The organism is Pseudomonas sp. SDO5271_S396, from assembly GCF_054071795.1.
Genome location: NZ_JBSVWB010000042.1, coordinates 29,693 through 56,200 on the forward strand (window position 1 = coordinate 29,693; position 26,508 = coordinate 56,200).

Genomic DNA, 26,508 nt, shown 5'->3' on the forward strand with positions numbered 1-26,508 from the left:
GGCAAGCCAGCTCCCACATTTGTTTTGTGGTGTATTTGAGGTCAGCGGCGGTCTGCTACTACGCCAATCAGTACCAATACCACCACCAACACCGGCGCCAAACTGTAGTTATTGAACTGGCTCAAACCGCGCACAATCCACGGCGTGGCGTAGATCAGCGCCGCGCCGCTGCCGATCATGCACACCAGCGCCATCAATGGCACACGCAACGCGCCGGCGATGCTGCCCAGGCGCGCTTCCACCCAGCCCTTGATGTCGGCGCCGAACAGCACCAGCAGACAGCCGACAAGGGCCAGGGAGATTTCCGACAGGTTGCTGCGACTCCAGCGAGAGACGGTGGCGAGCAGGTCGAGTACCAAATCCATTCGATTTCCTTAAGAGCGTCAGCTCAAAAAATTCTGCAACAGATCATTGAGAAAGAGTTGCCCGCGGTCGGTCGCCGCCAGGCGTGACGGTTCGACCTGCATCAAGCCACTTTGTTCGGCGTCGCGACGACCTTCGTCCAGGCTCGCCAGGTCCAGCCCGGTGCGCTCGGTGTACAGCTGGGCATCGACGCCCTCGGTGAGCCGCAAGGCGTTCATCAGGAACTCGAATGGCAGCTCTTCGTTGGTCAGTTCTTTCGCTCCAGCCTGAAAGCTCTTGGCCGGGTTGAGGTAGTCCTTCGGCGCTCGCGTCTTCCAGGTGCGCACGATGCGCCCGTCGGGGTGGCTGAGCTTGCCATGGGCGCCGGCACCGATGCCGATGAAGTCGCCAAAGCTCCAGTAATTCAGGTTATGCCGTGCCGGGCGGCCCGGTTGGGCGTAGGCCGACACTTCATACTGCGCGTAACCGTGTTCGGCGAGCAGCGCCTGCCCGGCTTCCTGGATATCCCACAGGGTGTCGTCTTCCGGCAGCGCAGGGGGCTGGTTCCAGAACACGGTGTTGGGCTCCAGGGTCAGCTGGTACCAGGACAAGTGCGTCGGTTTGAGCGCAATCGCCTGGCGCAGGTCGCTCAATGCATCGTCCAGGGACTGATCCGGCAGGCCATGCATCAGGTCCAGGTTGAAGTTGTCGAACCCGGCCTGGCGCGCCATGCCGGCAGCGCGCACCGCTTCGTCGCCGTTGTGGATGCGGCCCAGGGCCTGGAGTTTTTCCTGCTGGAAACTCTGGATGCCGATAGACAGGCGATTGATGCCCAGCTTGCGATAAGCCACGAACTTTTCTTGCTCGAACGTCCCGGGGTTGGCTTCCAGGGTGATCTCGATATCACCGGCAAACGGGATGCGCGCTTCCACGCCCGCGAGCAGGCGGCCCAACGCAGCAGCGCTGAACAGGCTCGGCGTACCGCCACCAAAGAAGATCGAACTCAGCTCACGACCGTAAACCGCGTGCAGGTCCTGATCGAGGTCGGCGAGCAGCGCGTCCACATACTCCTCTTCCGGCAGCACCTGGCTGGCGGTGTGGGAGTTGAAGTCGCAGTAAGGGCATTTGCGCACGCACCACGGAATGTGGATATACAGCGCCAGAGGCGGCAGCACAGGCAGGGCCGCCCGGGGTGTTTGCGCGCCACCGTGGATCAGTGGCTGCGCAGAGGTGTTCTGGGTCATTTCAAGCCCAGACGCTGGCGCAGCAAAACCATGGCGCGAGCGCGGTGGCTGATCTGGTTCTTGTCCGCCGGGCTCAGTTCGGCGCTGGAGACATTGCGCTCCGGCACCCAGAACAGCGGATCGTAGCCAAACCCGTGCTCGCCACTGGCGGCATGCAGGATGCGCCCATGCCACAAGCCTTCGCAGAGGATCGGCAGCGGGTCGTCGGCATGACGCACCAGAGCCAGCACGCAGACGAACTGCGCGCCGCGCTCGGCGTCCGGCACGTCCTTGAGGGCGTCGAGCAGCTTGGCGTTGTTGGCGGCGTCGCCCTGGCCGTTGGCATAACGTGCGGAGTAGATGCCCGGGGCGCCGCCGAGGAAATCCACCGCCAGGCCCGAGTCGTCCGCCAGCGCCGGCAAGCCGGAAATGCGCGCGGCATTACGTGCCTTGAGGATGGCGTTTTCGACGAACGACAGGCCGGTTTCTTCCGGTTCCACCTGGCTGAATTCGCCAATGGAGCGCAGTTGCACGGACTCGCCGAGCATGGCTTGCAGTTCTTTGAGCTTGCCGGCGTTATGGCTGGCCAGTACGAGTTGGGTCAGGTTCATTTGTCGGCCGGGAAAAGTTCTTGGACGAAACTGAAACCGTGGGCCTTGCCACCGGTTTCAACGTTGATGGTGAACGTCTTGAACTCCTGCTGCGGCACGGAGTAGGGCGCGAGGTAGTTGGTCACGCCTTTTTCGGTGATCTGCTTGAACGTCAGCACTTCACTTTTGCCCAGCGAGTCCTTGATGGTGCCGGTCACCTGCGCCACCACGGGCGTGACGCCCTTGTACACGGAGACGTTGATCAGGCCCTTGTTCTTGCTGCGCACCACGCCCACGGCCTGGGCGGTTTCCGGTTGCAGGTAACTGGAGGTGAATGTGTTGTAGCGCACGGTGATATCGCCGAATTCCTTGGTGCGGTTAGGGTCGATAACGTCGGCGGCCATGGCGTGGGCGCCAAGCAGGGCGGTGAATAGAAAAGCAGCCAAACGACTCATGAGCGTCCCTCTTGAAGATGATTAGACGGCAATCTTGTGGTCGGTCAGGCCAGGACTGCTGACCCGGTAAATACCGATTTCGCCCAACAGGTTGGGCCATAGCTTACTCGCCCAGCCGTGACGATGCTGCTGGTCGACGGCCAGGCGGTTGATGACCTTGGCTTCACGTTCGCCGCACAGGGCTTCGAAGTCTTCGAAGGTGCAGAAGTGGATGTTCGGCGTGTTGTACCAGGTGTACGGCAGGAAATCCGACACCGGCATGCGGCCCTTGGTGGCCAGGTACCAGCGGCAGCGCCAGTGGCCGAAGTTGGGGAAGGTGATGATGCACTGACGGCCCACGCGCAGCATTTCGTCGAGGATCCGGTCCGGGTAGTGCACCGCTTGCAGGGCCTGGGTCATCACCACGACATCGAAGCTGTTGCTGGCAAAGTTGCCCAGGCCCTTGTCCAGGTCCTGCTCGATCACGTTGATGCCCTTGGCCACGCACTGGGCGATGTTGTCCGCGTCGTTTTCCAGGCCGTAACCGGTGACTTGCTTGTTGTCGCGCAGCCAGCTCAGCAGTTCGCCATCGCCACAGCCAAGGTCAAGTACACGGCTACCGGCGGGGATCCAGTCTTGGATGATTTCCAGGTCGGCTCTCATGGCGTTCTCACACAGTAATCCGGTTCATGTAGTTACCGAACGCCTGCAAGTAGCGCGGGATCGGAATCAGGAAGGCGTCATGGCCTTGTGGGGCATCGATCTCCAGGTAGCAGACGTCTTTGCGCGCGGCCATCAGCGCGTCCACCAGCTCGCGGGAGCGCGCGGGCGAGAAGCGCCAGTCGGTGGTGAACGACATCACGCAGAACTTGGCAGTGGCGACTTCGAAGGTTTTCGCCAGGTCGTCGTCGTGGTTGGCGGCCGGATCGAAGTAGTCCAAAGCCTTGGTCATCAGCAGGTAGGTATTGGCGTCGAAACGCCCCGAGAACTCCTCGCCCTGATAACGCAGGTAGCTTTCTACCTGGAATTCGACGCTGTGGAAGTCGTAGTTGAGCTTTTCGCTCTTGAGGCCACGGCCGAATTTTTCGCCCATGGAGTCATCGGACAAATAGGTGATGTGCCCGACCATCCGCGCCAGCATCAGGCCGCGCTTGGGGATCACGCCCGCCTCCTGGAACGAACCGCCGTGAAACTCGGGGTCGGTGAGGATGGCCTGGCGCGCGACTTCGTTGAAGGCGATGTTCTGTGCCGACAACTTGGGCGCTGAAGCGATTGCCAGGCAATGGCGCACGCGGTCCGGGTAGGTGATGGTCCATTGCAGCGCCTGCATGCCGCCCAGGCTGCCGCCGATCACCGCCGCCCATTGGCTGACGCCCAGCAGGTCGGCCAGGCGTGCCTGGCTGTGTACCCAGTCCTCCACGGTGAGTACCGGGAAGTCGGCGCCGAACGGCTTGCCGGTTTCCGGGTTGAGGCTGCTGGGGCCGGTGGAGCCGTTGCAGCCGCCGAGGTTGTTCAGGCTGACCACGAAGAACTTGTTGGTGTCGATGGGTTTGCCGGGGCCGATGCAGCTGTCCCACCAACCGGGCTTGCGCTCGTCGACACTGTGGAAACCGGCGGCGTGATGATGGCCAGACAGCGCATGGCAGATCAGCACGGCATTGCTCGCCGTGGCGTTCAGTTGGCCGTAGGTTTCATAAATCAGGTCATAGGCAGCCAGCGAACGTCCGCAAGCCAGGGCCAGGGGTTCGCTGAAGTGCGCCACTTGGGGCGCGACCAGTCCAACAGAATCGGGGGGGAAGGCAGCTGGCATCGACCCTGCTCTCGTTTAAATGAGGCGTAAGTCTAAAGAGCGGGGCCGCCAGCGGCAAGCAAAGGCCTGCACCAGTACACAGATACAAAATGTGGGAGCGGGCTGTGTGGGAGCTGGCTTGCCTGCGATACAAGCACCGCGATGTTTCAGTTGCACCGCGGTGATGCTATCGCAGCGGTGCGGCGATCCGACAAGCCAGCTCCCACACAAGCCAGTTCCCACAGGAGGCGTGTCAGATCAGCCCGAACAGTTCCTTGGGCATGAACGCGTAGTAGGCCAGGCGCGGAATCACCCAGCTTTGCAGCAGCTGGATCGCGATGAACGCGAAGATCGGCGAGATATCCAGGCCACCCAGGTTGGGGATCAGGCGGCGGAACGGTGCCAGCACCGGCTCGGTAATCTGATACACCAGCTCGGCGCCAGGGCTGCGGCTGCCCGGGGCGACCCACGACAGGATCACGCTGATGATCATCGACCAGAAAATGATCTTCAGAAACAGCGAGAAGATCCCGATCAGTCCCCACGGCAACAGCAGCACGGTGTTGGCCTGGTAGCCGTTGAGCAGCAGGATCACCGCAAACAGCAGGATCTGCAGCAGCAGCGCCAGCACCAGCGAGGACATGTCCAGGCCGAACAGGCTCGGGATCACCCGGCGCAGTGGCTTGAGCAGCGGCTGGGTGGCCTTGACCACGAACTGGCACAGCGGGTTATAGAAGTTTGCCCGCACCAGTTGCAGGATAAAACGCATCAGCACGATCAGCAGGTACAGGCTGCCGAGGGTCTGGATGATAAAGACGGCAGCGTCATTGATTCCGAGCATCTTTGGTTCCTATCTAATCCAGTTGCAGGTAGAGGGCGATTACCGGCCCAGTTGCTCGGCCATTTCCGCCGAACGATGTGCCGCAGCACCCAATGCTTTTTCCACCAGGGCTTCGAAGCCCCCGGCCTGGAACGATTCGATCGCCGCTTGCGTGGTGCCACCCGGCGAGGTGACGCGGCGGCGCAGTTCGGCGGCATCCACGTCGCTGGACACGGCCATGTGCGCAGCGCCCAGGGCGGTCTGCTCGGCCAGTTGCTTGGCCACGTCCTGCGTGAGGCCGAGTTTCACGCCCGCAGCGGTCATGGCCTCGATCAGCAGGAAGAAATACGCCGGGCCGCTGCCGGACACCGCCGTGACCGCGTCCAGTTGCGACTCCTGCTCCAGCCACAGGGCGATGCCCACGGCGGACAGCAGTTCCTGTGCCTGGTCACGTTGGGCGGCGCTGACTTCGCCGGTGGCGTACAGGCCGCTCACACCCTTGCGCAGCAGCGACGGGGTGTTGGGCATGCAGCGCACGATCGGCTGGGCGCCGAGCCAGTTGTTCATGCTGGCGCAGGTGATACCCGCGGCGATCGACACCACCAACTGGTGGGGTTGCAGGCTCGGGCGCAGGCTTTCACACACGGCTTTCATCGCTTGCGGCTTGACCGCCAGCACGATCACATCGACGCCCTGGATGGCCTCGGCGTTGTCGGCAAAGGTTTCGATACCGTGTTCGGCGCTGACCCGGGCACGGGTGTCGGCGCCCGGATCGCTGGCGCGAATCTGCGCGGCGTCCAGGCCCTTGGCCCGCAGGCCGCCGATCAGACTGGCCGCCATGTTACCGGCGCCGATAAAGGCAATACGCGTGTTGCTCATGACAGGTCCTTACTCAGAGGGAAGTCAGCCATTTCAAGGCTGGCCGTAGTCGCGGGCGCCAAACAGGGCGGTACCGATCCGCACCCAGGTGGCGCCTTGGGCGATGGCCGACTCGAGGTCATGGCTCATGCCCATGGAAAGTGTGTCCAGCGGCAGGTTCAAACGGGTTTGCAGCTCACGCACCGTGGCGAACGCTGCATCTTGCGCGGCGCGATCTTCCGTCGGCTCGGGGATTGCCATCAGGCCACGCAGCTTCAGGCGCGGCAATGCGCTGATGGCGTGGGCCAGGGCCGGCAGGTCGGCGGGCGTACAGCCGGACTTGCTGGCTTCGCCACTGACGTTGACCTGGATGCAGATATTCAGCGGCGGCAGGTCGGCCGGGCGTTGCTCGGACAGGCGTTGTGCGATTTTGAGGCGGTCCACGGAATGCACCCAGGCGAAGTTCTCGGCGATAGCGCGCGTCTTGTTCGATTGAATGGGGCCGATGAAGTGCCAACTCAAGGGCAGGTCGGTCAATTCGGCCTGTTTGCCCAAGGCTTCCTGCAGGTAGTTCTCGCCGAAGTCGCGCATCCCGGCAGCGTGGGCTTCGCGCACGGCTTGTGCGGGTTTGGTCTTGCTCACGGCCAGCAGGTGGACGCTGCTTGCGTCACGTTGCACGGCATCGGCTGCGGCGCGGATGCGCTGGCTAACCCGGCCAATGTTGTCTGCTATCGTCGACATTCAAGATGCGCCCGTGGATATGGAGTCCGCGGCATTCTACTGGAAATGGAAAGCCCTATGGATATCACTGAATTGCTGACGGTGAGCGTACGCCGTGGCGCCTCCGACCTGCATTTGTCGGCAGGCCTGGCACCGATGCTGCGCGTGGATGGCGAAGTCTGGCCGCTGGACGGACCGGTGCTTTCACCGCCCCAAGTGGTGGATTTGCTCAGCCCTTTGTTGCTGACTCACCAGCAAAAGGATTTCGAAACATCTCTTGAAACGGATTTTGCGTTCGAACTGCCCGGCCTGGCGCGGTTCCGCGCCAATGTGTTCCAGCAGGATCGCGGCATGGGCGCAGTGTTTCGCACCATCCCCGCCGAGGTCCGCAGCCTGGAAAGCCTGGGGCTGGGAGAGGTGTTCCAGCGTATCGCCCAGTTGCCGCGCGGCCTGGTGCTGGTGACCGGGCCCACGGGGTCGGGCAAATCCACCACCCTGGCGGCGATGATCGATTTTCTCAATCAGCATCGGCGCCACCATATCCTGACCCTGGAAGACCCCATCGAATTTATCCACAGGCCCAAAAAGGCGCTGATCAACCAGCGCCAAGTGCACCGCGACACCCATGACTTTTCCACCGCCCTGCGCTCCGCTTTGCGGGAAGACCCGGATGTGATCCTGGTAGGCGAACTGCGCGATCTGGAAACCATCCGCCTAGCCCTCACGGCGGCAGAGACCGGGCACCTGGTCTTTGGCACGCTGCATACCTCGTCGGCAGCAAAGACGGTGGACCGGCTGGTGGATGTGTTCCCAGCGGGGGAAAAAGCGATGGTCCGCGCCATGCTGTCGGAGTCATTGCAAGCCGTGGTGTCCCAGGTGCTGGTCAAGAAAGTCGGCGGCGGGCGCGTGGCCGCCCATGAAATCATGCTGGGCACGCCGGCGATTCGGAACCTGATCCGCGAGGACAAGGTGGCGCAGATGGTCTCGGCGATCCAGACGGGCGGGGCGTTGGGGATGAAGACACTGGATATGAGCTTGAAGGCTTTGGTTGCCCAGGGTGTGATCAGCCGGGAGGACGCGCGGGAGAAGGCGAGGGTGCCAGCGGATATCTAGAGAACACTGATATGAATGTGGGAGCTGGCTTGCCTGCGATAGCGGACTGCCAGGCAACTTCTGTGCAAGCTGACATACCGTCATCGCAGGCAAGCCAGCTCCCACAGTTGATTGCATTTCAAATGGGGAGGCTGCTGCTCTTTGTATCAGCGCTGCACGACCCGCAGATTGTTGTTCTGCTCTTTAGGCAGCACCCGCTTGGCGATCACGTAGTTCTTGTCCCAGAACGGCTTCTTCAGCGTATCGATGCTGACGGCCTTGCCGCGACGGGGGGCGTGGATGAAACGGTCATTGCCCAGGTAGATGGCAACGTGGTTGACCTGGCGGCTCTTGAGTTTGAAGAACAACAGGTCGCCCGGTTTCAGGTCCTTGCGATCGACTTTCAACCCGTGGCCGGCCGCCATGGCGTTGGAGGTGCGAGGCAAATCCACTGCCTTGACGTCATTGAACGCATATTTCACCAGGCCGCTGCAGTCGAACCCTTTACTTGGGCTGCTGCCGCCCCAACGATAAGGAGTGCCGAGCACGTTGACGGCGCGGCTGAGGACGTTGCTGCTTTGCTTGGTATTGATGCCCGCGAGGCCTGGCGCTGAATTGCCGTGGGCCTTGCTCAGTTGAGTCGGGCGGTTAACGGTCAGCTTTACCGATTTGGCAGTGCTGGGTGTGCTGTGAACTTTAGGGGTGAAACCGTTAACGTTGGGAAGTCGTTGCTCACGATTGGTGGCGTGGGCGGCCAGTGGCATTAATAGGCAGATGGTTAGCCATGTCTTGAAAAATGGTCGCATTAGGCGTGGCTCTTATGGGTTAGCGCGCAACTTTATAACAGCTTTTTGTGATGTTCTCAGGCCGTTTGTCGACTGAACCTTGACGTCAAAATCAGGAAAAACGCGACGAATCACCGCAATTGTCCTACACAGGTCAGGTGGCATAAGGCTTTCAGGGCAGGGAAGATACCATTTGCCGTACGTCGGGCGCCTGTAAAAAAGTCACAAAGAAAGTGAAAAAATTTATCTATCGAGGCAAAAGAGGTACTCCATGAACACCTATCAACAGGTTGGCCCGCAACACGACACCCACAGCAAGGTGATCGGTTACTTGCTCTGGATTTTCGGTTTTACCGGCGCGCACCGCTTCTATTACGGCAAGCCCATCACCGGCACGATCTGGTTTTTCACCCTCGGCCTGCTGGGGATTGGCTGGCTGATCGACTTGTTCCTGATCCCGGCCATGGACCGCGAGGCAGACTTGCGCTTTACCTCCGGGCCCCTCGAATACAGCGTGGCCTGGATTCTGTTGGCGTTTCTCGGTGTGTTCGGCGTGCACCGCATGTATCAGGGCAAATGGATCAGCGGCCTGATCTACTTGCTCACGGGCGGTTTGTTCCTGGTGGGGGTGCTGTATGACTTCTGGACGTTGAATACGCAGATTTCGGTGGGTAATGCCGAGCGCAACAGCGGTCGCTGAGTCTGCACACCATTAAATGTGGCGCCGGCTTGTGTGGGAGCTGGCTTGCCTGCGATAGGATCACCTCGGTTTGCCTGAACCACCGAGGTGCCTGCATCGCAGGCAAGCCAGCTCCCACATTGACCGTGCCCACACAGCGGTCGGGTTTCATCAGGCCTGGTAGCTGATGCGTCCATCCACCAGCGTGTAACGTACCGTCGCCGGCAGGCTATGGCCGATGAACGGGCAGTTTTCCCCTTTGGACAACCATTGCTCCCCGGCCACCGTGGAGTTGCCCAGGTCGAACAGCACCAGATCCGCCGCCGAACCCACCGCCAATTTGCCCGCCGGCAGGCGCAGGGCTTCGGCCGGGCCGGCACTCAGACGGGTCAGCAGGGTCGGCAAGTCCAGCAAACCATCTTCCACCAGTGTCATCGCCAGCGGCAGCAACAGCTCCACGCTGCTGATGCCGGGTTCTGTCGCGCCAAACGGTGCCAGCTTGGCGTCCCGCTCGTGAGGTTGGTGATGGCTGGAAATCGACGAAACCACGCCCGACTTCACCGCTGCCCGCAAGCCTTCACGGTCGGCCAGGGTGCGCAGCGGCGGTTGCACGTGATACAGGCTCGAAAAGTCGATCAGCGCCTCATCCGTTAGGATCAGCTGGTAGAGGGCGACATCCGCGGTCACCGGCAAACCACGGGCCTGGGCCTGGGCGATCAAGGCGACGCCACGAGCGCTGGTCAACTGGCTGAAGTGCGCACGCACGCCGCTTTGTTCCACCAGCAGCAGGTCACGGGCCAGGGCCACGGTTTCGGCGGTTTCCGGAATGCCCGGCAAGCCGAGGAAGCTGGCGACCGCGCCTTCATGGGCCAGCCCGCCTTCGGCCAGGTCGCGGTCCTGGGAGTGAAAGATCACCGTCAGGTCGAAGGTGGCCGCGTATTCCAGGGCGCGCAACAGCGTTCGGGTGCTGCGGAAACTCTCCAGACCGTTGCCGAACGCCACGCAGCCGGCATCGCGCAGGGCGATCAGCTCGGCGAGTTGTTCGCCTTCCAGACCTTTGCTCAGCGCGCCGATGGGGAACACCTTGCAATTACCCGCTTCCCGGGCGCGATCGAGGATCAGCTCGGCCACCGCCGAGGTGTCGAGAATCGGCTTGGTGTGCGGCGGGCAGCACAGGCTGGTCACGCCACCGGCGGCGGCGGCGCGGGTTTCGCTGGTGATGGTGCCTTTGCGACTGTAGCCCGGCTCGCGCAGAGCGACGTTCAGGTCGACCAGACCAGGCGCGGCCACCAGGCCTTTGGCGTCGATGGTCTCGCTGGCGTTGAAGCCACCGGGCGCGGCGCCGATGGCAATGATCTTGCCGGCTTCCAGATGCAAATCGGTAATTTGATCCAGGCCGCTGGCCGGATCGATGACTCGGGCGCCGAGAATGCTGAGCTTCACTGGGCGTTCTCCTGCTCGAATTGACGTTGCGCGGTCTGCCCGCTCATGGCCATGGACATGACCGCCATGCGGATCGCGATGCCGTAGGTGACCTGGTTCAGGATCACCGACTGCGAGCCATCGGCCACCGCCGACTCGATCTCAACCCCGCGGTTGATCGGCCCCGGGTGCATCACGATGGCATCCGGCTTGGCGCCGGCCAGGCGGGCGGTGGTGAGGCCGAACAGACGGTAGAACTCGCCCTCGCTCGGCAGCAGGCCACCGGCCATGCGCTCGCGTTGCAGGCGCAGCATGATCACCACGTCCACGTCCTTGAGGCCTTCGGCCATGTCGGTGTAGACCTTTACGCCATACTGCTCGATGCCGATGGGCAGCAGGGTTTTTGGCGCGATCACGCGGATATCCGGGCAACCCAGGGCCTTGAGTGCCAGCATGTTCGAGCGCGCTACCCGCGAGTGCAGGATGTCGCCGACGATGGCCACCGACAGGTTTTCGAAGCTGCCCTTGTGCCGCCGGATGGTGAGCATGTCGAGCATGCCCTGGGTCGGGTGGGCGTGGCGGCCATCGCCGCCGTTGATGATCGCCACCTGCGGGCACACGTGCTCGGCAATGAAATGCGCAGCGCCGGAGTCGCCGTGGCGCACCACGAACATGTCGGCGGCCATGGCTTCCAGGTTGCGCAGGGTGTCGAGCAGGGTTTCGCCCTTGCTCGCCGACGAGGTGGACACGTTCAGCGTGATCACGTCAGCCGACAGCCGCTGGGCCGCCAGTTCAAAGGTGGTGCGGGTGCGGGTGGAGTTTTCGAAGAACACGTTGCAGATGGTTTTACCACGCAGCAACGGGACTTTTTTCACCGCGCGGCCACCCGTTTCAAGGAACGAGTCGGCGGTGTCGAGGATTTCGGTGAGCAGTTCGCGGGGCAAACCGTCGAGCGACAGGAAGTGTTGCAACTGGCCCTGAGCATTGAGCTGCAGCGGGCGCTTGGCATCTAGAGGCGTCATCGCGGGGACTCTTTACAAGGCGGTTTAAGGGACAAGGTCTTGCAGTTCGAGTACGAGCGGCGTGGGACCGGACAATTTTACCCGCTGACGGGCTTCCAGCGACAGCGTCGCGCCGACCACGTCCGGGCTGATCGGCAGTTCGCCGGCGTCCAGGTCCAGCAGGCACACCAGCGTTACGCTGGCCGGGCGGCCGTAGTCGAACAGTTCGTTGAGGGCCGCACGAATGGTGCGACCGCTCATCAGCACGTCATCGATCAGCACCAGATGCTGGCCTTCGATCTCGAACGGCAGGGCCGACGGACGCACTTGCGGGTGCAGGCCGTTCTGGCTGAAGTCGTCACGGTAGAACGACACATCAAGGGTGCCCAGCGGCGCATCGTTGCCCAGCGCCTCCAGCAGTGCCTGGGCCACCCACACACCGCCGGTGCGAATGCCGATGAAGCGTGGCTCGCTGATGTTGCGGTGTTGCAGATGGGCCGTGAGGCTCGTGGCCATTTGGCTGATCAGTTCGGCGGGGTTCGGCAAGCTCATGCAGGCTCCTTCAGGACCTTGGCGCAGCCAGGGTCCGGGCTCAAACGTAAAAAGACGCGGCAAGCCGCGTCAGTCAGGATTCAAATAAAGCCGTGTTTTCATCCAGCCAGCCCTGCAACAGCAGCGCGGCGGCGATGGCGTCCACGGGGTTGTCGCGGTAGCTGCCTTTCTGCCCGCCTCGGGCCAGACGCTCGCCCTTGGCCTCGAACGTGGTGAGGCGTTCATCGTGGGTATAGAAGGGCAGGTTGTAGCGGCCATTCAGGCGGCGGGCGAATTTCTCGGCGCGTACGCACATGTCGCTGGGGCTGCCGTCCATGTTCAAGGGCAGGCCGACAACCACCGCGTCGGGTTTCCATTCTTTAATGAGGGCTTCGACCTGGTTCCAGTCCGGCACGCCGTTCTGGGCTTTCAAGGTGCACAGCTCGCGGGCCTGGCCGGTGATCACCTGGCCGACCGCCACGCCGATCTGTTTGGTGCCGTAGTCGAACCCGAGGATCAAGCGCAAAGCCATCAGGCGTGTCCTGCCTGGCTGGTGAGCAGGCTCAGGTTGATGCGCAGCTTGGCCGCCGCCGCTTCCAGTCGCAGTTCGCTGGGGGTGTTGAACAGGATTTCGGCATCGAACGGGCACGTCAGCCAGGCATTGCTGGCCAGCTCCGCCTCCAGTTGCCCGGCTTCCCAGCCGGCGTAACCGAGGGTGATCACGCTGTGTTCGGGGCCCACGCCGTCGGCGATGGCGAACAGCACGTCCTGTGAGGTGGACAGCGACACGCCTTCCAGATCTACCGTGGCCTGGAACTTCTGCCCGGTCGGGTGCAGCACAAAGCCACGATCGGTCTGTACCGGGCCGCCGATGTAGATCGGCACGCCCTGGCAGCGCGCCGGCGGATGGACCTCGGGGCGCAGTTGCTCAAGGATGTCCGCCAGGTTCAGCTCTTGCGGGCGGTTGATGACCAGCCCCATGGCACCATTGGCCGTATGCTCGACGATGTAGGTCAAGGTCTGCGCAAAGTTCGGGTCGGCCATATGGGGCATGGCGATCAGGAATTGGTGCTTGAGGTAGGTCGGGCTGACATTTTTCATGCCCGCTAGTGTGGCGGTGGAGGGGCTGGCTGACAAGTGTGGTGACGGAGGCTGATTGTTCCCACGCTCTGCGTGGGAATGATCTGAAACCGTTAGTTGCTGGACAGCCGGTCGCCCTTGGCGAATTTCCAGGTGCGGATGATTTCCAGGCGGTCCACATCGTTCAAGTCGCCGCTGAACGGGGCAAAGGGCGCGGCCAGACGCACGATGCGCTGGGCGGCCTGGTCCAGCAGAGGCTGGCCGGACGATTCCAGCACCTGCACTTCATAGAGTGTGCCGTCACGGTTGATCGACACCAATAGGCGCAAATTGCCGTAGATCTGCTGGCGGCGGGCTTCGTCCGGATAGTTCAGATTGCCGATGCGTTCGACTTTCTTGCGCCATTCGTCTTTGTACCAGGCACCTTTGTCGCGCATGGTCGAGGCCGCGTTCAGGCGGTAGATGCGCGGGCGCTTGGCATAGAGCTGCTGCTCGTTGGCCAGCTCGGCTTCCAGGCTGGAGATTTCGTCGGACAGTTGTGAACTGTCGAACGTCGGCGCCGGCTTGACGGGCTCGGGTTGCGGTTCGGTCTTGGTTTTCTCGCGTTGCACCGGGGCTTTTTGTGGCTTGGGCGCGACGGTGGCAACGGTCGCCTTGGGCGCGGCCTGCTTGACTTCGGGCTTGGGTGCCGGCGGTGGCGGGGTGACTTTATTGACCTTGTTGTCCTGGAACGGCGCCACTTCGGTGGTCTTGGGTATGGCTTTCTTGTCCAGGGTACCGCTGCCCTGCTGGTTGTCCTGGGCGAGAAAGTCAGCCTTCTCGGGCTTTTTTTCGCTCTTGAAGGTAGCGAGGGTGATTTCCAGGGTCTGGGTGATCTGCTTGGGTTCGGCGAAGGTGAAGCCCAGTCCGAGGATGAGAGCCAGGTGGATCAGTGCCGCCAGAAACAGGGTGAATCCGAGCCGATCAGCCGGGCGCACGCCACTGTGGGAGAGTTCGGGAGGAAGATCGGACGGGAGCGTCATGACAAAAAAAACCAACATCGCGCGTTTCACAGGTGGCGCATGATAACGCAATGTTGGCAGGTGTCCGGCTGTTCTATGTCACTTGGCTTGTAGCTTGCGCTCGATGGCCGCCATCAGCATTTCGCCGATGTTCGTGCCAAATGCGTTGTCGATCTCGCGAATACAGGTCGGGCTGGTGACGTTGATTTCGGTCAGGTGCTCGCCGATCACGTCCAGGCCGACGAACAGCAGGCCCTTCTCGCGCAGGGTCGGGCCGACCTGGCTGGCGATCCAGCGGTCCTTGTCCGACAGCGGGCGCGCTTCGCCACGACCGCCGGCCGCCAGGTTGCCCCGGGTCTCGCCGGCCGCCGGGATGCGCGCCAGGCAGTAGTCCACCGGCTCACCGTCGATCATCAGGATGCGCTTGTCGCCGTCCTTGATCGCCGGCAGGTACGCCTGGCCCATGATCTGCTGGGTGCCCAGGGCGGTCAGAGTCTCCAGAATCACCGACAGGTTCGGGTCGCCGGCGCGGTGACGGAAGATCGAGGTGCCGCCCATGCCGTCCAGCGGCTTGAGGATCACATCGCCGTGCTTGGCGGCGAATTCACGCAGCACGTCGGCGCGGCGGCTGACCACGGTCGGCGGTGTGCATTGCGGGAACAGCGTGGCGAACAGCTTTTCGTTGCAGTCGCGCAGGCTCTGCGGCTTGTTGACGATCAGCACGCCGGCGTTTTCGGCTTGCTCCAGCAGGTAGGTGGAGTAGACGAATTCCATGTCGAACGGCGGGTCCTTGCGCATCAGGATCACGTCCAGATCGCTCAGCGGGCTGTCGATTTCGTCTTGCAGCTCGAACCACTTTTCCGGGTTGGCGAACACTTGCAGTGGGCGCATGCGCGCGCGGGCCACGCCTTCGCCTTGGTAAAGGTCGCGCTGCTCCATATAGAACAGTGTCCAGCCGCGGGCCTGGGCGGCCAGGAGCATGGCCAGCGAGCTGTCCTTTTTATAGGAGATGCTGGCGATGGGGTCCATGACAATGCCGACGCGAACGCTCATGGGGGATTTCCTTTGGCAAATTTGGGAAGCATGAAAGTGGCGTCAGAGTGGCGCTGCGGCCGTTGCGGGTCAAGGAAAAACCACCGGGCAGGCCGCTCGATAGATTGCTCCCCGAGACTGTGCTAAAAAGACTGCCACGGCTCAGCAGCCCTTGAATTCCAAGGCTTGCGGCGCCCGCCCTGTGCAAGATCAGGCAGTACGCACCGAAAACCGATTCGCTGTGGCGATGGTAGAGCAGATATGGAACAGCATTCCAACGCCTTGAGAGTGATGGTGATCGACGATTCGAAAACGATCCGGCGCACCGCAGAAACCCTGTTGAAGAACGTGGGGTGCGATGTCATCACGGCCATCGACGGTTTCGATGCGTTGGCCAGGATTGTCGATCACCACCCGCACATCATCTTTGTCGACATCATGATGCCGCGCCTGGATGGCTACCAGACCTGCGCCCTGGTGAAGAACAACCCGGCGTTCAAGTCGATCCCGGTGATCATGCTGTCCTCCAAGGACGGTCTGTTCGACAAGGCCAAGGGGCGCATCGTGGGTGTCGATCAGTTTTTGACCAAGCCTTTCAGCAAGGAAGAACTGCTGGGCGCAATCAAGGCCTACGTGCCCGGCTTCGCCGCAGTAGAACAAGCACACTGACGCCGCCTCACAAGGGCTGGCGCGGACCAATGTAGTGGGGAAAACCATGGCACGTGTTCTGATCGTCGACGATTCGCCGACCGAAATGTACAAATTGACCGGCATGCTGGAAAAGCATGGCCACCAGGTCCTCAAGGCCGAAAACGGTGCGGACGGCGTGGCCCTGGCCCGCCAGGAACTGCCCGATGCGGTACTCATGGACATCGTGATGCCGGGCCTCAACGGCTTCCAGGCCACCCGCCAGTTGTCCAAGGAGCCGGAAACCAACGGCATCCCGATCATCATCATCACCACCAAGGACCAGGAGACCGACAAGATCTGGGGCGCACGCCAGGGGGCCAAGGACTACCTGACCAAGCCGGTGGATGAAGAAACCCTGATCGCCACCCTGAACAAGGTACTGGCCGGCTGACGGCAGGCATCATGACCGAGTCGCAAACCGCGTTCGAGTTGCTGCTGGACATCGACCGTCGCTGCCGCCTGCTGGCCGCCGACCTGCCTTCCCAGGAAACCCGTTTGCAGCGTTGGAGCGGCATCGGTTTTCGCCTGGGAGAGCAGTGGTACGTGGCGCCCATGGGCGAAGTCGCCGAGGTGTTGCACGAACCGCGCTGTACCCTGATGCCCGGCGTCAAGCCGTGGGTCAAAGGCGTGGCCAACCTGCGCGGGCGTCTGCTGCCGGTGATGGACCTGGGCGGTTTCCTCGGCCTCGAGCTGTCCCGGGCGCGCAAGCAGCGGCGCGTGCTGGTGGTGGAATTCAATGACCTGTTTGTCGGGCTGCTGGTGGACGAGGTGGCGGGAATGCAGCATTTCGAACAAGACGCGTGGGTGACGAGTATCGCCACCGACGCCCCCTTCATCACGGGTCGTTTCCACGGCGACCCGTCGTGGCAGGTCTTCAGCCCTTTCGCCCTGGCCCAGGCTCCAGGCTTCATGGATGTCGCCGCATGACCACCGCCACCCCGCTCAAACCCCAGGCCGGTTCGCGCAGCCGCTCGCAGATCATCGTGCTGTTCATCGCGCTGATCGTGTTCATCATGCTGTTGTTTGCCAACTTCGCGTACCTCAACACCCAGTCCACCTACGACAAACAGTACATCGGCCATGCCGGTGAGCTGCGCGTGCTGTCCCAGCGCATCGCCAAGAACGCCACCGAAGCCGCCGCCGGCAAGGCTGCCGCGTTCAAGCTGCTGTCTGACGCGCGCAACGACTTTGCCCAGCGCTGGGGCTACCTGAAAAAAGGCGACCTCGAGACGGGCCTGCCGGCGGCGCCCAACGCGGTGCGTGCCGAGATGCGCGCGGTGCAGACCGACTGGGAAGCGCTACTGAAAAATACCGACGCGATCCTGGCCAGTGAACAGACCGTGCTGTCGCTGCACCAGGTGGCCGCGACCCTGGCTGAAACCGTGCCGCAATTGCAGATGGAGTCGGAAAAGGTGGTCGACATCCTGTTGCAACGCGGTGCCCCGGCCAGCCAGGTGGCGTTGGCCCAGCGCCAGTCACTGCTGGCCGAACGTATTCTGGGGGCGGTCAATACCGTGCTCGCCGGCGACGATACAGCGGTTCAGGCCGCCGATGCCTTTGGCCGCGATGCCAACCGCTTTGGCCAGGTACTCAACGGCATGCTCCAGGGCAATCCGGGCCTGCGCATCAGCCAGGTCGAAGACCATGACGCCCGGGCGCGGCTGGCGGAAATCGCCGAACTGTTCGAGTTCGTTTCAGGCTCCGTGGATGAAATCCTGGAGACCTCGCCGCAGCTGTTCCAGGTGCGCGCCTCGGCGAGCAACATCTTCAACCTCTCGCAAACCCTGCTCGATGAGGCCTCGCACCTGGCCACCGGTTTCGAAAACCTCGCCAGCGGGCGCAGTTTCGACACCATCGGTGGCTACGTGCTGGGCTTGCTGGCGCTGACCTCGATCATCCTGATCGGCCTGGTGATGGTGCGCGAAACCAACCGCCAACTGCATGAGACCGCCGAGAAGAACGAGCGCAACCAGAACGCGATCATGCGCCTGCTCGATGAAATCGAAGACCTCGCTGACGGCGACCTGACGGTGACCGCTTCGGTGACTGAAGACTTTACCGGCACCATCGCCGACTCGATCAACTATTCCGTGGATCAACTGCGCGACCTGGTCGCCACCATCAACCTCACCGCCGGGCAAGTCGCTGGCGCGGTGCAGGACACCCAGGCCACCGCCATGCACCTGGCCCAGGCTTCCGAGCATCAGGCCCAACAGATTGCCGAGGCTTCCACCGCGGTTAACGAAATGGCGCAGTCCATCGACCAGGTGTCGGCCAACGCCGCCGAATCGTCGGCGGTGGCGGAGCGTTCGGTGGAAATCGCCAACAAGGGCAACGAGGTGGTGCACAACACCATCCACGGCATGGACAACATCCGCGAACAGATCCAGGACACCGCCAAGCGCATCAAGCGCCTGGGCGAGTCGTCCCAGGAAATTGGCGACATCGTCAGCCTGATCGATGACATTGCCGACCAGACCAACATTCTTGCCCTCAACGCGGCGATCCAGGCCAGCATGGCCGGCGACGCCGGGCGTGGTTTTGCGGTGGTGGCCGATGAAGTGCAGCGGTTGGCCGAGCGCTCCTCGGCGGCTACCCGCCAGATCGAAACCCTGGTGCGGGCGATCCAGACCGACACCCATGAAGCCGTGACCTCCATGGAGCAGACCACCACCGAAGTGGTGCGCGGCGCACGGCTGGCCCAGGACGCCGGCGTGGCGCTGGAAGAGATCGAAGGCGTATCGAAAACCCTGGCCGCGCTGATCCAGAGCATTTCCAACGCGGCGCAGCAACAGACCCGTTCGGCGGGACAGATTTCCCTGACCATGAACGTGATCCAGCAGATCACCACCCAGACCTCGTCGGGGTCTACGGCGACTGCCGAGAGCATCGGCAACCTGGCGAAAATGGCCAGCCAGTTGCGAAGGTCGGTGTCGGGTTTCACGTTGCCGCCGCCCAAGCAGGCCGACAATTGAAATGCATTCTAAAGAACACCACAGTCTAACTGTGGGAGCAGGCAACCCATCTCCCACATTGGATCTCCATTCGGTTTGAGATCTCTGCAACACCAGCAACCCACGAATTCTAAGCGGAGCAGTTATGGTTGATCGGCACGACTACGTGGCCCTCGAATGGGTCAAGGGCGACATTGCCGACACCTTGAAGCAGGCGCGTTCGGCGCTGGACGCGTTTGTCGAAACGGGTGACAGCGGCGTCATCGACGACTGCCTGGCCGGTATCCATCAGGTGCATGGCGCGTTGCAGATGGTCGAGTTCTACGGCGCCGCCTTGCTGGCCGAAGAGCTCGAAGAGCTGGCCCTGGCCTTGCAGGCCGGACGTATTGGCCAGCGCGACGAAGGCATCCGCCTGCTGCAACAGGCCCTCAATCAACTGCCGCTGTACCTGGACCGGGTGCACAGCGCTCGCCGTGACTTGCCGCTGGTGGTGTTGCCATTGCTCAACGACCTGCGCAGCGCGAGGGGCGAAAGCCTGCTGTCGGAGACCAGCCTGTTCAGCCCGCAGCTGCTGTCGATTGCGCCGTTGCCCGATGAGGCCCTGACCCAACGGGCGGCACCCGACCTGGCCGACCAGTTGCGCCAATGGCACCACCTGCTGCAACAAGCCCTGGCCGGTTTGCTGCGGGAAGACCATGGCCCGAGCAACCTGGAAGACATGGCGCGGGTCTTCGCGCGTCTGGAAGCCCTGTGCCAGGGCGCGCCGCTGTTGCCGTTGTGGCAAGTCACTTCGGCATTGGTCGAAGGCATGCTGACCGGCGTGATCGCCAATAGCCCGGCACTGCGCAGCCTGCTCAAGGCCAGCGACAAGCAACTCAAGCGCCTGCTGGCCCAGGGCATCGGCGGAATCAACCAGCCGGCACCGGACGAGTTGCTCAAGAGCCTGTTGTTTTATGTGGCCAAGGTCACTCGGCCGACACCGCGCATGCAAAGCCTGAAAGAACGTTATGGCCTGGATGAGGCCTTGCCCGACAGCACTGTGGTCGACGCCGAGCGCGCCCGCCTGGCCGGACCGGACCGCAATGCCATGGGCTCGGTGCTCGGGGCCTTGTGTGAAGAACTGGTGCGGGTGAAAGAGCGCCTCGACCTGTTCGTGCGCAGCGACCGGCAGCACACCAGCGACCTCGATGCACTGCTGGCGCCGCTGCGGCAGATCGCCGATACCCTGGCGGTGCTTGGCTTCGGCCAGCCGCGCAAAGTGATCATCGACCAATTGGCGGTGGTGCTGAGCCTGGCCCAGGGTCAGCGCGAACCCAACGACGCGGTGTTGATGGATGTCGCCGGTGCCTTGCTGTACGTCGAAGCCACGCTGGCGGGCATGGTCGGTACCGTCGAGCCGGAAAGCCGCGAAGAAAGCCGCCTGCCCACCACCGACCTGACGCAGATTCACCAGTTGGTGATCCGCGAGTCCTGCCAGTGCCTCAAGCAGGCCAAGGAACTGGTGATCGATTGCATCGAGGCAGACTGGGACCGCCAGCGCCTGGAGTCCCTGCCGGAGTTGTTGAGCCAGGTGCGCGGCGCCCTGGCGATGATTCCGCTGCCACGGGCGGCCAGCCTGATGCGCGGTTGCACCGACTACGTCGACGAGCACTTCATGGCCGGCGATGCCACGCCTTCCGAGGCACAACAGGATGCTTTCGCCGATGTGATCAGCAGCCTGGAGTATTACCTGGAGCGCATGCTCCAGGACCCGGATGCCCCCGGTGAACGCGTGCTGGAGCTGGCCGCCCGAGGCCTGGCTGTGCTGGGTTACCTGCCTGCCGAGAAACCCTGGCGCCCGACGCAGACAGCTGCGCCCGACATGCCTTCCATCGACGCTGCGCAGAGCCAATCGCGTTTCGACGCACTGGCCAGCCCGACCTCCCGCCTGAACCCGCCGGCACTGCAACGTCCCGGCAGTCTGTTGCCCCCGCCGGCCAGTGAAGAGCCGGTCGATGACGAACTGCGCGACGTGTTCCTCGAAGAAACCGACGAAGTGCTGGAGGTGCTGCACCACTTTCTGCCGGCCAGCACCGATAAGACCGCCCAGGGCGAAATGCGCCGCGCCTTCCACACCCTGAAGGGCAGTGGCCGCATGGTGCGTGCCCTGGTGTTGGCCGAGCTGGCCTGGGCCGTGGAAAACCTGCTGAACCGCGTACTGGAGCGCAGCGTGGCCCTGGGCCCCGAGGTGCAACAGGTGCTGGACGAGGCGGTGGCGCTGTTGCCGGAGCTGATCGCCGATTTCGCCAACGGTCATCAGCGCCAGCGGGATGAAGTCGACGCCCTGGCGGCTCGCGCCCATGCGTTGGCCAGTGGCACGCAAGCCGCTGCCGAAGGCCACGACCCGATGCTGCTGGAGATCTTCCGCAACGAAGCCCAGAGCCACCTGGACAGCCTCAACCATTTCCTGCAACAGGCCGCCGAGCATGTGCCGTTGCAAGTCAGCGATGAACTGCAACGCGCCCTGCACACCCTCAAAGGCAGCGCCTACATGGCCGGCGTGTTGCCGATTGCCGAACTGGCGCGACCGCTGGATCACCTGACCCGCGAATACAAGGCCCACCGCCTGCCCCTGGACCTGGACGAAGTGGAGTTGCTGCTGGAGGCCGAAGGCGTGTTCCAGCGCGGGCTGCGCCAGTTGGACAGTGACCCGCTGGTGCCCATCCCCGGTGCGCAGGACCTGATCAAGCGTACCCAGGGCCTGCTCGACCAGCAGCTTGCCGCGCTGCTCGACGCACCGAATACCGGCCTGCGCATCAAGCGCGATCCGCAGTTGATCGCCAACTTCCTGGCCCAGGGCATGGACATCCTGCTCGATGCCGAAAGCCTGCTGCGCCGTTGGCAGCAGCACCCCGGCGAGCGTCAGGAGCTGACCGCACTGCTGGACGAATTGACGACGCTGGGGGAGGGCGCGCACCTCGCTGACCTGCACGCCATCGACGCGCTGTGCGAAGCCTTGCTCGACTTGTATGGCGCCGTGGAAGAAAGCAGCCTGGCGGTGAGCGAGCGGTTTTTCCTGGAGGCCGAACAGGCCCATGACGCACTGATCAACATGCTCGACCAACTGGCCGCCGGTCAGGAAATCAGCCCGGCACCGGCGCGGGTCGAAGCCCTGCGCGAGTTGCTGGACGGTGCGCTGGACCCATCGGCCACGGGCTTGATCAGTACCGACGGCCACCAGGCTCCGCGTATCGCCGAACTCGGTGCCGCCACCGCGCAGTTGGATCAAGGCTCCAACGTGGACGACGAGATCGTCGAGATCTTCCTTGAAGAGGCCGTGGATATCCTAGACAGCGCCGGGCAGTCTCTCAAGCGCTGGTTGCTGGAACCGGACAGCCTGGCGCCGTTGTCGTCGTTGCAACGCGACCTGCACACCCTCAAGGGCGGCGCGCGCATGGCCGAAATCGGCCCGGTGGGCGACCTGGCCCATGAGCTGGAGTGCCTGTACGAAGGGTTGGTGGACCGGCGCTACAGCTATTCCCCCGAGTTGTCCCTCGTGCTGATGGACAGCCATGAACGGCTGGCCTTGCAGCTGGATCAGTTACAGCAGCACCAGCCCTTGAGTGACAGCACTGAACTGGTCGACAAGCTGCGGGCCCTGCGACAGAGCGGTTCGCCCGCGACGCCGGCCCCTGTGGCCCAGGCATCGAGTGCCGATCCCGATTTGCTGGAGATCTTCCTCGAAGAAGCCGCCGACATTCTCGACAGCTCCAGCGCGGCGCTCTCGCGCTGGCAGGCCGAGCCCGGCAACCGTCAGGAAGTGGAAACCCTGTTGCGCGACCTGCACACCCTCAAGGGCGGTGCGCGCATGGTCGAGATCGGCCCGATCGGTGACCTGGCCCATGAACTGGAATTTCTCTACGAGGGCCTGTCTGCCGGCCAACTGGCTTCATCCCCCGAATTGTTCGCGCTGTTGCAAGGTTGCCACGACCGCCTGGCCCAGATGATCGACGCGGTAGCGGACGGTTTACCGGTGGGCTCGGTGGACAAACTGATCGAACGCATCAAGAGCCTGGTGCACCCGAGTGAAGAGGCGGTGATGCCGGTGGCGCTGCCGGCGGGCAAGGCTGAGGCGGTGGTGGACCCTGCCGCCGATATGGTGAAAATCTCCGCCGAGCTGCTGGATGACCTGGTCAACCTGGCCGGTGAAACCTCGATCTTCCGTGGGCGTATCGAGCAGCAGGTCAACGACGCGCGCATTGCGCTCAACGAAGTGGAGACCACCATCGAGCGCATGCGCGACCAACTGCGCCGCCTCGACACTGAAACCCAGGGCCGTATTCTCAGCCGCCAGCAGGCCGAGGCCGAGCGCCTGGGCTACGAAGAGTTCGACCCGCTGGAAATGGACCGTCATTCCCAGTTGCAGCAGTTGTCCCGGGCGCTGTCCGAATCGGCCTCCGACCTGCTCGACCTCAAGGACACCCTCGACAGCCGCAACCAGGATGCCCACGACCTGCTGCAACAACAGGCGCGCATCAACACTGAGCTTCAAGAGGGCCTGATGCGCACGCGCATGGTGCCCTTCGAGCGCATGTTGCCGCGCCTCAAGCGCATCGTGCGCCAGGTGGCGGGCGAGTTGGGCAAGGACGTGGAGTTCATCGTCGGCAACGCCGAGGGCGAGATGGACCGCAACGTACTGGAACGCATGGCGGCGCCTTTGGAGCACATGCTGCGCAATGCCGTCGACCATGGCCTGGAGCCGCGGGAGGCGCGCTTGCTGGCGGGCAAGCCGGAAAAAGGCCGCATCACCCTGGACCTGACCCACGAAGGTGGCGACATCGTTTTCGACATGCGCGACGACGGCGCCGGTGTGCCGTTGGAAGCGGTGCGGCGCAAGGCGATCAAGCGTGGCTTGCTCGGTCCGCATCAAGAGATGAGCGACCGTGATGTGTTGCAGTTCATCCTGCAGCCGGGCTTTTCCACCGCCGAGAAGATCACGCAGATTTCCGGACGGGGCGTGGGCATGGACGTGGTGCACGAGGAAGTGCGTCAGTTGGGCGGTTCGATGTTCATTGAGTCGACCCCGGGGGCGGGCGTGCACTTTCGCATTCGCCTGCCATTTACCGTCTCGGTCAACCGGGCGCTGATGGTGCAATGTGCGGACGACCAATACGCGATACCCCTCAACACCATCGAAGGTCTGGTGAGCGTGCTGCCCCATGAACTGGCCGGGCACTATCAGCTCGACCCGCCGAGCTACGAGTACGCCGGACAGCGCTACGAGTTGTTCTACCTGGGCGACCTGCTGCACACCGTCAACCGTCCGAAGCTGCTGGGCCAGTACCAGCCGGTCCCGCTCTTGCTGGTGCAGTGCAATGAGCGGCATGTGGCGGTGCACGTGGATGCCATGGCCGGCACGCGGGAAATCGTGGTCAAGGGCCTGGGGCCGCAGTTTGCCGCTGTGCAGGGCCTGTCCGGGGCGACCATTCTGGGCGATGGTCGCGTGGTGTTGATCATCGACCTGCTGGCGCACATTCGCGCCCGGCAACCGGCCTTGCCGGCCCGGGTGACCGACGCGCCGCTGATCCTCAACGACCCGCTGAAAAAGCGCCCGTTGCTGGTGTTGGTGGTGGACGACTCAGTCACCGTACGCAAAGTCACCAGCCGTTTGCTGGAACGCAACGGCATGAACGTACTCACCGCCAAAGACGGCATCGACGCCATTGCCGTGCTCGAAGAACACCTGCCGGACCTGATGCTGCTCGACATCGAAATGCCGCGCATGGACGGCTTCGAAGTGGCCATGCAAGTGCGCAACGATCCGCGACTGATGCGCCTGCCGATCATCATGATCACCTCTCGCACCGGCCAGAAGCACCGCGACCGCGCCATGGCCATCGGCGTGAATGACTATCTCGGCAAGCCGTATCAGGAATCGGTGCTGCTGGAGAGCATCGCCTACTGGAGCAAGTCCCATGCTTGATCACCGCACCAGCCAACTCACCGGCCTGCTGTTGCCCCTGGCCGACCGCCACCTGGTGCTGCCCAACGTCGCCATCGCCGAGCTGATCGACTTCCAGCGCGGCGAACCGGCCAGCGATGCGCCGCCGTGGTATTTGCGGCAAGTGACCTGGCGGGATCGGCAACTGCCGCTGATCAGCTTCGAAGCGGTGTGCGGCGAGGCCATCGTGATCGGCGAACGCTCGCGAATCGTGGTGCTGAATGCGCTGGGCGGGCGACCGTCGTTGAAGTTCATCGCGCTGGTGATCCAGGGGATCCCCCGCTCGTACAAGCTCGACAGCGAGCTGAGCTACGTGGACGTGCCGCTGTGCCCACTGGAACTGGCGGCGGTGCAAGTGGGCGAGCATGTGGCGAAGGTGCCGGACCTGATGGGGCTTGAAGCCTTGCTGGTGGAGTCAGGTCTGGCCTGAACCTAATCCCTGTTAGGATCCAATGTGGGAGCTGGCTTGCCTGCGATAGCAGTTTGTCTGTCACTGCATCAACAGCTGACCCACCGCCATCGCAGGCAAGCCAGCTCCCACACTGAATTGCGTTTGTCTCCAGATATCAATCGATCCGCGCAAATCCAGAAGTCTTGTCGGAATTGGATGTAGTTGCCGTAGTCGAGTTCTTTATCTGGATTTGCTGGGTTTTCAGGCCTGGGTGAAATGACTAGGTTCGGCGCTTCTCACTTCCAGAAAGAATCCGAAAATGGCCGTATCGCTAAAGGCGCAACTGCGTAATTGGCTGCTCGTGGCTTGCCTGGTTTACATTGGGGGCAGTTGGATCATGTCGCCCGGTACACCGGATTTGGACGAAGTGGTTTTGAAATACTCCTTGGGCAACGGCAGCTCGATTTATGGCGCCCGTGACGGCCAGGGCGATGCGACAGTGGGGTTTTCCTACAGGTACTACGTTCATAAGGATTTAGGCAGTGATCAGGAGATACTGACAGCGCTGGTTTCGGCACATCCCTTTTTGAAAACCAAAGAGCCTGATGTCCAAGTGAGTCAGGTGGATGGTGTCATCCACCTCATTGTTCGTAGTGAAGTTTATGAGTACCGCAGCTATCCGCTCGAAGGTTTGGGTGCTGTGAGCATAGACATGAGGTTGTAGACCGATTGGCTTCGGATTTTTCCTGCGAGATTTTGGGCTGTGCATGAACTTGTTGTGTGCAGCCAGCGAAACCCTGTCTTCCCTCAACGCACTCACCTGCAACCTGGCCTTCGACCTGGACACCTCCCAGCGTGCAATCCTGCTCGGCATCCAGCAAATGGCGGAGCTGGGGCAGATGCTGGTTGATAGAGCGTTGGAGCAAGTCAGCCCGTCGCCTGCATCTTGAAGCGGTCCCAAACAGGGACTGATCGTTCCCTGCTTGGGACCGCTATTTAACAAACACCATCGATCAAATGTGGGAGCTGGCTTGCCTGCGATGGCGGAGTATCAGTCGACTTATCGCCAGATGACACACCGCTATCGCAGGCAA

Annotated in this window: 27 protein-coding genes; 10 read left to right on the forward strand and 17 right to left on the reverse strand. The window is 62.6% G+C overall.

The window, feature by feature from the left end; genetic code table 11:
* Positions 1-41 precede the first annotated feature (41 nt).
* The 9 genes from ACW9IN_RS23355 to ACW9IN_RS23395 form a co-directional block, all read right to left on the reverse strand.
* Complete coding sequence (locus ACW9IN_RS23355) at positions 42-365, reverse strand: DUF3392 domain-containing protein (protein ID WP_016972961.1); 324 nt, start codon at positions 363-365, stop codon at positions 42-44.
* An 18-nt stretch (positions 366-383) separates the two neighbouring features.
* Complete coding sequence (gene hemW, locus ACW9IN_RS23360) at positions 384-1,586, reverse strand: radical SAM family heme chaperone HemW (RefSeq protein ID WP_457368029.1); 1,203 nt, start codon at positions 1,584-1,586, stop codon at positions 384-386.
* Positions 1,583-2,176, reverse strand: coding sequence for an RdgB/HAM1 family non-canonical purine NTP pyrophosphatase (gene rdgB / locus ACW9IN_RS23365; protein WP_457368030.1), 594 nt, complete (start codon positions 2,174-2,176; stop codon positions 1,583-1,585). The genes hemW and rdgB overlap by 4 nt, the downstream gene beginning before the upstream one ends.
* Positions 2,173-2,610: a DUF4426 domain-containing protein gene (locus tag ACW9IN_RS23370; RefSeq protein ID WP_457368031.1), complete on the reverse strand. Its 438-nt coding sequence runs from the start codon at positions 2,608-2,610 to the stop codon at positions 2,173-2,175. Before ACW9IN_RS23370 ends, rdgB begins: the two co-directional genes overlap by 4 nt.
* Before the next feature lie 21 nt (positions 2,611-2,631).
* Positions 2,632-3,252 (reverse strand): methionine biosynthesis protein MetW, encoded by a 621-nt coding sequence (gene metW, locus ACW9IN_RS23375; RefSeq protein WP_457368032.1) that lies wholly within the window; start codon positions 3,250-3,252, stop codon positions 2,632-2,634.
* 7 nt (positions 3,253-3,259) lie between these two features.
* Positions 3,260-4,399, reverse strand: coding sequence for a homoserine O-succinyltransferase MetX (gene metX / locus ACW9IN_RS23380; protein WP_457368033.1), 1,140 nt, complete (start codon positions 4,397-4,399; stop codon positions 3,260-3,262).
* Positions 4,400-4,631: 232 nt separating this feature from the next.
* A complete protein-coding gene (locus ACW9IN_RS23385) occupies positions 4,632-5,219 on the reverse strand; it encodes a YggT family protein (RefSeq protein WP_457368034.1) in 588 nt (195 codons plus the stop codon).
* 39 nt (positions 5,220-5,258) lie between these two features.
* Positions 5,259-6,077 (reverse strand): pyrroline-5-carboxylate reductase, encoded by an 819-nt coding sequence (proC, locus tag ACW9IN_RS23390; protein ID WP_457368035.1) that lies wholly within the window; start codon positions 6,075-6,077, stop codon positions 5,259-5,261.
* 33 nt (positions 6,078-6,110) lie between these two features.
* Positions 6,111-6,797 carry a YggS family pyridoxal phosphate-dependent enzyme gene (locus tag ACW9IN_RS23395; protein ID WP_457368036.1) on the reverse strand — a complete coding sequence of 229 codons (687 nt, stop codon included), beginning with the start codon at positions 6,795-6,797 and terminating at the stop codon, positions 6,111-6,113.
* Positions 6,798-6,854: 57 nt separating this feature from the next.
* Between ACW9IN_RS23395 and ACW9IN_RS23400 the strand changes: the two genes are divergently transcribed.
* Positions 6,855-7,889, forward strand: a complete 1,035-nt coding sequence (locus ACW9IN_RS23400; RefSeq protein ID WP_457368037.1) for a type IV pilus twitching motility protein PilT — start codon at positions 6,855-6,857, stop codon at positions 7,887-7,889.
* A gap of 146 nt (positions 7,890-8,035) precedes the next feature.
* On the opposite strand, the gene ACW9IN_RS23405 is transcribed toward ACW9IN_RS23400, so the two are convergent.
* On the reverse strand, positions 8,036-8,674 hold the full coding sequence (locus ACW9IN_RS23405; protein WP_457368038.1) for a C40 family peptidase: 639 nt from the start codon (positions 8,672-8,674) through the stop codon (positions 8,036-8,038).
* Between the two features lie 250 nt (positions 8,675-8,924).
* Here ACW9IN_RS23405 and ACW9IN_RS23410 point away from each other — a divergent pair, with 250 nt between their 5' ends.
* A complete protein-coding gene (locus ACW9IN_RS23410; RefSeq protein ID WP_457368039.1) occupies positions 8,925-9,353 on the forward strand; it encodes an NINE protein in 429 nt (142 codons plus the stop codon).
* Positions 9,354-9,503: 150 nt separating this feature from the next.
* On the opposite strand, the gene ACW9IN_RS23415 is transcribed toward ACW9IN_RS23410, so the two are convergent.
* The 7 genes from ACW9IN_RS23415 to gshB form a co-directional block, all read right to left on the reverse strand.
* Complete coding sequence (locus ACW9IN_RS23415) at positions 9,504-10,775, reverse strand: dihydroorotase (RefSeq protein WP_457368040.1); 1,272 nt, start codon at positions 10,773-10,775, stop codon at positions 9,504-9,506.
* Positions 10,772-11,776, reverse strand: coding sequence for an aspartate carbamoyltransferase catalytic subunit (locus ACW9IN_RS23420; protein ID WP_457368041.1), 1,005 nt, complete (start codon positions 11,774-11,776; stop codon positions 10,772-10,774). Before ACW9IN_RS23420 ends, ACW9IN_RS23415 begins: the two co-directional genes overlap by 4 nt.
* Positions 11,777-11,800: 24 nt before the next feature.
* Positions 11,801-12,307, reverse strand: coding sequence for a bifunctional pyr operon transcriptional regulator/uracil phosphoribosyltransferase PyrR (gene pyrR / locus ACW9IN_RS23425; RefSeq protein ID WP_457368042.1), 507 nt, complete (start codon positions 12,305-12,307; stop codon positions 11,801-11,803).
* Positions 12,308-12,380: 73 nt separating this feature from the next.
* On the reverse strand, positions 12,381-12,818 hold the full coding sequence (ruvX, locus tag ACW9IN_RS23430) for a Holliday junction resolvase RuvX (RefSeq protein WP_457368043.1): 438 nt from the start codon (positions 12,816-12,818) through the stop codon (positions 12,381-12,383).
* Complete coding sequence (locus tag ACW9IN_RS23435) at positions 12,818-13,387, reverse strand: YqgE/AlgH family protein (RefSeq protein WP_457368044.1); 570 nt, start codon at positions 13,385-13,387, stop codon at positions 12,818-12,820. The genes ruvX and ACW9IN_RS23435 overlap by 1 nt, the downstream gene beginning before the upstream one ends.
* A 92-nt stretch (positions 13,388-13,479) precedes the next feature.
* On the reverse strand, positions 13,480-14,388 hold the full coding sequence (locus tag ACW9IN_RS23440) for an energy transducer TonB (protein WP_457368045.1): 909 nt from the start codon (positions 14,386-14,388) through the stop codon (positions 13,480-13,482).
* Between the two features lie 78 nt (positions 14,389-14,466).
* A complete protein-coding gene (gshB, locus tag ACW9IN_RS23445) occupies positions 14,467-15,420 on the reverse strand; it encodes a glutathione synthase (RefSeq protein ID WP_457368046.1) in 954 nt (317 codons plus the stop codon).
* Between the two features lie 240 nt (positions 15,421-15,660).
* Between gshB and pilG the strand changes: the two genes are divergently transcribed.
* From pilG to ACW9IN_RS23485, 8 genes are all read left to right on the forward strand, one after another.
* A complete protein-coding gene (pilG, locus tag ACW9IN_RS23450) occupies positions 15,661-16,068 on the forward strand; it encodes a twitching motility response regulator PilG (protein ID WP_010564379.1) in 408 nt (135 codons plus the stop codon).
* Between the two features lie 46 nt (positions 16,069-16,114).
* A complete protein-coding gene (pilH, locus tag ACW9IN_RS23455; protein ID WP_016976047.1) occupies positions 16,115-16,480 on the forward strand; it encodes a twitching motility response regulator PilH in 366 nt (121 codons plus the stop codon).
* A gap of 11 nt (positions 16,481-16,491) precedes the next feature.
* Complete coding sequence (locus ACW9IN_RS23460) at positions 16,492-17,016, forward strand: chemotaxis protein CheW (RefSeq protein ID WP_457368047.1); 525 nt, start codon at positions 16,492-16,494, stop codon at positions 17,014-17,016.
* On the forward strand, positions 17,013-19,064 hold the full coding sequence (locus tag ACW9IN_RS23465) for a methyl-accepting chemotaxis protein (RefSeq protein WP_457368048.1): 2,052 nt from the start codon (positions 17,013-17,015) through the stop codon (positions 19,062-19,064). Before ACW9IN_RS23460 ends, ACW9IN_RS23465 begins: the two co-directional genes overlap by 4 nt.
* A 124-nt stretch (positions 19,065-19,188) precedes the next feature.
* Positions 19,189-25,005 (forward strand): Hpt domain-containing protein, encoded by a 5,817-nt coding sequence (locus ACW9IN_RS23470; RefSeq protein WP_457368049.1) that lies wholly within the window; start codon positions 19,189-19,191, stop codon positions 25,003-25,005.
* A complete protein-coding gene (locus ACW9IN_RS23475) occupies positions 24,998-25,453 on the forward strand; it encodes a chemotaxis protein CheW (protein ID WP_457368050.1) in 456 nt (151 codons plus the stop codon). The genes ACW9IN_RS23470 and ACW9IN_RS23475 overlap by 8 nt, the downstream gene beginning before the upstream one ends.
* Positions 25,454-25,733: 280 nt before the next feature.
* Entirely contained in the window at positions 25,734-26,138 is a 405-nt protein-coding gene (locus ACW9IN_RS23480; protein WP_457368051.1) for a hypothetical protein, read from the forward strand.
* A gap of 43 nt (positions 26,139-26,181) precedes the next feature.
* Positions 26,182-26,364 carry a DUF6124 family protein gene (locus ACW9IN_RS23485; RefSeq protein ID WP_457368052.1) on the forward strand — a complete coding sequence of 61 codons (183 nt, stop codon included), beginning with the start codon at positions 26,182-26,184 and terminating at the stop codon, positions 26,362-26,364.
* Positions 26,365-26,508: the final 144 nt, after the last annotated feature.